The organism is uncultured Caballeronia sp., assembly GCF_964243625.1.
Taxonomy (GTDB): Bacteria; Pseudomonadota; Gammaproteobacteria; order Burkholderiales; family Burkholderiaceae; genus Caballeronia.
Genome location: NZ_CAXTGZ010000408.1, coordinates 1 through 5,566, shown reverse-complemented (window position 1 = coordinate 5,566; position 5,566 = coordinate 1). Strand labels below are relative to the sequence as shown.

4 protein-coding genes are annotated in these 5,566 nt (G+C 60.6%); 2 read left to right on the top strand and 2 right to left on the bottom strand.

Annotation, left to right across the window (positions count from 1 at the left end):
* Nucleotides 1-915: D-2-hydroxyacid dehydrogenase family protein (locus ACFFAR_RS23140; protein ID WP_375508539.1), on the bottom strand; the 915-nt coding region annotated here is incomplete at its 3' end.
* A 501-nt stretch (nt 916-1,416) separates the two neighbouring features.
* On the opposite strand from ACFFAR_RS23140, the gene ACFFAR_RS23135 reads away from it, so the two are divergent.
* A complete protein-coding gene (locus ACFFAR_RS23135) occupies nt 1,417-3,267 on the top strand; it encodes a phosphoenolpyruvate carboxykinase (GTP) (protein WP_174363095.1) in 1,851 nt (616 codons plus the stop codon).
* Between the two features lie 325 nt (nt 3,268-3,592).
* Nucleotides 3,593-4,714 carry a LysR substrate-binding domain-containing protein gene (locus tag ACFFAR_RS23130; protein ID WP_174363096.1) on the top strand — a complete coding sequence of 374 codons (1,122 nt, stop codon included), beginning with the start codon at nt 3,593-3,595 and terminating at the stop codon, nt 4,712-4,714.
* Between the two features lie 92 nt (nt 4,715-4,806).
* Here ACFFAR_RS23130 and ACFFAR_RS23125 read toward each other — a convergent pair.
* Nucleotides 4,807-5,566, bottom strand: a 760-nt coding sequence (locus tag ACFFAR_RS23125) for a topoisomerase C-terminal repeat-containing protein (RefSeq protein ID WP_375508538.1), incomplete at its 5' end; no start/stop codon positions are given.

Below are 5,566 nucleotides of genomic sequence, written 5' to 3'. Positions count from 1 at the left end.
CAGCTCGTAGCTCTCGCGCTCCACATAGCCAATATGCGGCGTGCAAATCACGTTCTCCATGCGCAGCAGGCTGTAACCCTGCAGGATCGGCTCGCTTTCATAGACATCGATAGCGACCATCCCCGGCCGATTGTGATGCAGCGCGTTGAGCAACGCGTTTTCCTCGAGCAACTCGGCGCGGCTCGTGTTCACGAACAGCGCGGTCGGCTTCATGCGCATCAGGTCGGCGGCGGTGACGATGCCGCGGGTTTCGTCGTTGAGACGCAGATGCAGCGACAGCACGTCGCTTTGCTCGAACAGCGCCTCGCGGCTTTCCGCGACCTCGACGCCGTCTGCGCGCGCCGTCGCCTGCGAGTTCTCCCGGCCCCACATCATCACCTTCATGCCGAACGCCTTGCCGTAACCGGCAAGCAACTGGCCGATCTTCCCGTATCCCCATATGCCGAGTGTCTGGCCGCGCAGGACTTGTCCGAGACCGAAGTTCGGCGGCAACGCGGACGTTTTCAGCCCGGACTGCTGCCACGCGCCTTGTTTCAGGTTCGCGACGTACTGCGGTATGCGCCGCTGCGCCGCCATGATCAGCGCCCACGTGAGCTCCGCCGGCGCGATGGGCGAGCCCGAGCCCTCCAGCACGGCGATACCGCGCTCAGTACAGGCGTCAAGTTCGATATGACCCCCCACCTTGCCGGTCTGGCTGATCATGCGTAGGCGCGGCAGTTTATCGAGCAATTGTGAACTGATCCGGGTGCGCTCCCGGATCAAAACCAGGGCTTCGACTTCCGAGAGTCTGCTAGCCAACTGTCCGAGCCCGCGCACCGTGTTATTGAATACTTTGACTTCATGATCTGCGAGCAGGTTGAAGCAATCAAGCTTACGAACGGCGTCTTGGTAGTCGTCGAGGATGGCGATTTTAATTGGCATGGATTGGCTTTTGATGGGCATCAAACGTGCTGCAGAAATTCGAAAATGGACAGGAAACGACGAGCTAAGTTCGGGTAATTACGTACAAATTCGCCGAAATGTGGGCATCGTGTCTTGCTAAGCTGCTGGTGTTACTGCTTTTTTCACTACCGCCAGCAGGCGATGAACGAATATTGAAAGCATCTTTGAAAGCGAAACGGGCAGTTTAGCCACTTGGCCAGCCGCTCATTGCGCTTTCAGCATCGCACAAGCCGGAACACCGGCAATCGATGGAGACATTCTTATCTCTTTTTAACAGTTTGTTCCGTGGCGACGCAAGCCGCGATTCAGACGGCAGTCGTCGCCAGACCAGTCAACTCCCGACGCATGCCTTGGTTTGTGTCGCCGTCCGTGCGTGAGTTCCGCCGCACGTGTTTCCGGCGATGCGAAATGCGCCTCTCGCGACCAGCGCCGGCGAGTTGCAACCGTTTTCTCTATCAGAACGGAGTGTGCTCGATGAACCAGCCCGCAGTTGTGGACCAAAACCTGACCGGTGATGCCGCGCCGGCCTATGTCAAGAACCGGAAACTCATCGACTGGGTGGAGCAGGTCGCGGCGCTGACCAGGCCGGACCGGATCGAATGGTGCGACGGGTCGGAGGCGGAATACGATCGGCTATCGCAACAAATGGTCGATGCCGGCACGCTCAAGCGACTCAACCCGGCCAGGCGGCCGAACTCTTATCTGGCGTGCTCCGATCCGTCCGATGTCGCCCGTGTCGAGGACCGCACCTACATCTGTTCGGCGCGCCCGGAAGAAGCGGGTCCCACGAACAACTGGATCGACCCGAAGGAGATGCGCGGCACGCTGAACGGCCTGTTCGATGGCTGCATGCGTGGCCGCACCCTGTACGTCGTCCCGTTTTCGATGGGACCGCTCGGCTCACCGATCGCGCATATTGGCGTGGAGCTGACCGACAGCCCCTATGTGGTCACGAACATGCGCATCATGACGCGCATGGGCAGCGCGGTGTACGGCGTATTGGGCACGGACGGCGAGTTCGTGCCGTGCGTGCATTCGGTCGGCGCGCCGTTGCAGGCTGGACAGAAGGACGTTCCGTGGCCTTGCAACGACACGAAATACATCGTCCATTTTCCGGAAAGCCGCGAGATCTGGAGCTTCGGTTCGGGGTACGGCGGCAACGCGCTGCTGGGGAAGAAATGCTTCGCGCTGCGAATTGCATCGACGATGGGCCGCGACGAAGGCTGGCTTGCCGAGCACATGTTGATCCTCGGGGTGACGTCGCCGGAAGGACGTAAATACCACGTTGCGGCGGCCTTTCCTTCGGCGTGCGGCAAGACCAACTTTGCCATGCTGATCCCGCCGCAGGATATGTCGGGCTGGAAGGTATCGACCATTGGCGACGACATTGCGTGGATCAAACCCGGCCGCGACGGCCGCCTGTACGCGATCAACCCCGAAGCCGGTTATTTCGGCGTAGCCCCTGGCACGAGCGAAAAGACCAACTTCAACGCCATGGCGATGCTCAAGGAAAACGTCATCTTCACGAACGTGGCGCTCACGGACGACGGCGATATCTGGTGGGAAGGCATGACCGACACGCCGCCCGCGCATCTGATCGACTGGCAGGGCAAGGACTGGACGCCCGAATCCGGCACGAAAGCCGCGCATCCGAACGCGCGCTTCACGGCGCCGGCGTCGCAGTGTCCATCGATTGATGCCGATTGGGAGAATCCAGCGGGCGTGGCTATCGATGCGTTCATCTTCGGCGGCCGCCGTTCAGACACCGTGCCGCTCGTCACCGAGGCGCGCGACTGGAACGAGGGCGTCTACATGGCCGCGACCATGGGCTCGGAAACCACGGCCGCCGCAGCCGGTCAGCAAGGTGTGGTGCGGCGCGATCCCTTCGCCATGCTGCCGTTTTGCGGCTACAACATGAGCGAGTACTTCGGGCACTGGCTGAAGATGGGCGAACGGCTGGAGCAGCTCGACGCGAAGTTGCCGAAGTTTTTCTGCGTCAACTGGTTCCGCAAAGCCGCGGATGGCAAATTTGTGTGGCCGGGTTTCGGCGACAACATGCGCGTGCTGACGTGGATCGTTGGGCGTCTGGAGGGCACAGCGAACGGCGAAGAACATGCGGTCGGACTTTCGCCGCGTTACGAAGACATCGACTGGGGCGAGCTCGACTTTTCGCGTGAACAATTCGAGCGCGTAATCTCCGTGGAGGGCGCTGCGTGGCGTGAAGAGTTGCAACTACACGACGAATTGTTCAAAAAACTTGCGCAGGGGCTTCCTTCAAAACTCGCTGAAACCAAGCGTGGGATTGAAGAACGGCTCACGGCGTAATATTCGTCAGACGGGATTAGTGACGGAACTAAACATAATCAATGACGGCGCGCCGTAAAGTCGGCGCGCCGTCATTCACCCGCTCTACTGCGTCAAAATTGCCTGAGCCAGCTTTTCAGAATTCGCGTGCACCTGTTTGGACCGCCCTCACGTTCTATTTCTAGCAACAATCCATCCTCTTTCACCTTACTGCTTGGTAAAGTCGAAATCTTTTGTCGGAAAAAGTTGAATTTCCGGCAACTTCTGCACGAAAACGCGAGTCCTAGGATAATTCCGAATTGCTTCAGGAATTTAAAAGAGGCCGTCTAGCAGCAGGAGTAGTCTCATGGATCATTTGCAGTCGATGAAAGTATTCGTCCGAGTGGCGGATCTTGGCAGTTTTGCTCGCGCAGCCGGCGCAATGGATATCTCCAACGCCGTGGCGACGCGCCATATCGCGGATCTGGAAGGGCGGCTTGGCACCCGTCTGCTCAACCGCACGACGCGCAGCCTGTCGCTGACCGAGTCGGGGCAGGTGTACCTGGAACGTGCGCGGCAGATTCTCGATGAGCTCGAAGACGTCGAGCAGATGGTCGTGGCACGCAACCACGAGCCGGTCGGATCGCTACGAATCGTCGCACCGGTCGTATTCGGGCTGCACAACCTCGCGCCCGTGCTGCAGACGTACGCGCAGCGCTACCCGAAGGTCGTGCCCGACGTAACGCTGGTCGACCGGCAGGTCGATCTCGTGGAAGAAGGTTTCGACGTGGGCATTGTGATCGCGCGCCAGATGCGCAGCGCGAGCATCGTCACGCGGCGCCTGACGACCGGCTGCCTGACTGTCTGCGCAACGCCCGCGTATCTCGAAAAGCATGGCGTGCCTGCGCGGCCTGAAGATCTGGCTGAACATCCGTCGCTGAGCCTGCCATCGGAGTATTTCGGCGATGAACGCGTGTTCACCGGTCCGGAAGGCGAAGTTCGCGTGCGGCCGACGAACGTCATCGTTGCGAACAATACCGAGATGCTGCGCCAGTTCGCGCTGCTCGGCATGGGCATCGCGATCCTGCCGAGCTACCTGATCGGCAACGACACCACGCGCGGCAAGCTGGTCAGGCTTCTGGGCGACTACCGGCTGCCGCAGGTCGAGATCAACGTGGCGTATCCGAGCCGTCGTCACTTGCCGGCGAAGGTGCGGACGTTCATCGATCACCTGGTCGAGCATTTCAGCAAGACGCCGAATCATCAGCTTGGCGAGCAATGGGCGAAGGACGGCGCGTTGCAGCCGGGTTCTCCCGCCATCAACGACGCCGACAGCGAGCCTCTGGTCGCGCACGCGGCCTACGCTGAAGCGGAAGGCGGCGAGCGTTACGACTCGCGTCCCACAGCCCCCGCCGATGACAGCAAGCCCAGCAGCAAGCCGGTCAAGCCGCGCGCGCGCTCGCCACTTTCAATGCCGTCGCCGTTCTGACATGGCAAGCGTCATACGTTCGACAATGCCGGAAAGCAAAAAGCCCGCGAGCTAATCGCGGGCTTTTTTCATTACACAGGCCTTCTGACAACCTAACTCGCGGTCTTCCGGGCCGGCGCCTTCTTGGCCGCAGCCTTCTTTGCGGGCGCTTTCTTCGCCGCAACCTTCACGGTCGTTTTCTTTGCCGCGACTGCCACGTCGCCATCACCTTCGTCTTCCGCTTCCGCCGCTGCAGCCGCCGCACCGCGTTTGACAGCGGTCTTCGCACCCGGCTTCGGTTCCTTCTTTTCGAACTCGAAGCCGATCTTGCCGTCCGGCTGCTTCACGAGGAACGCTTTGAAGTTCCGACCCGTACGCGACGACTTGAAGCCCGTCAGCAAGTCCGTGCGTCCTTCCTCGAGCAACTTCGTCATCTGCTCGCGCGACATTTCCTGCTGCAGGATCACCTTGCCCGAGCGGAAATCGCAGGTCTTCGGATTTGCGACCGAGTTCTCGCAGATATAGCTCATGCCGTGCTCGTAGACCTTCGACTGACACTTCGGACATGCGCCAACCGGCGTCTGCTCCGAGAAGTCCACCGGCTCGCCGTCTTCGCCGCCTGAATCCTGACCGAAGTCGAACTCGAGCTTCCAGTTCTTGATTTCGTCGTCGAACCCCAGCTTCAGGATTGCCGAGAAGTCCGGCGACAGATTGCCGCCCAGCACGCGCAGGCCGCCTGTCGGCTTGTAAGGCTTCTCCACGGTCCGGATCACCTTGCCATCCGCCGATTTCGCGCCGAGGCGCGCCACTTGGCCGCTAAGCGTCTCTCCCGTGCAGGTCAGCATGTCGCCGTTGAGCAGGCCGGCCTCAAGA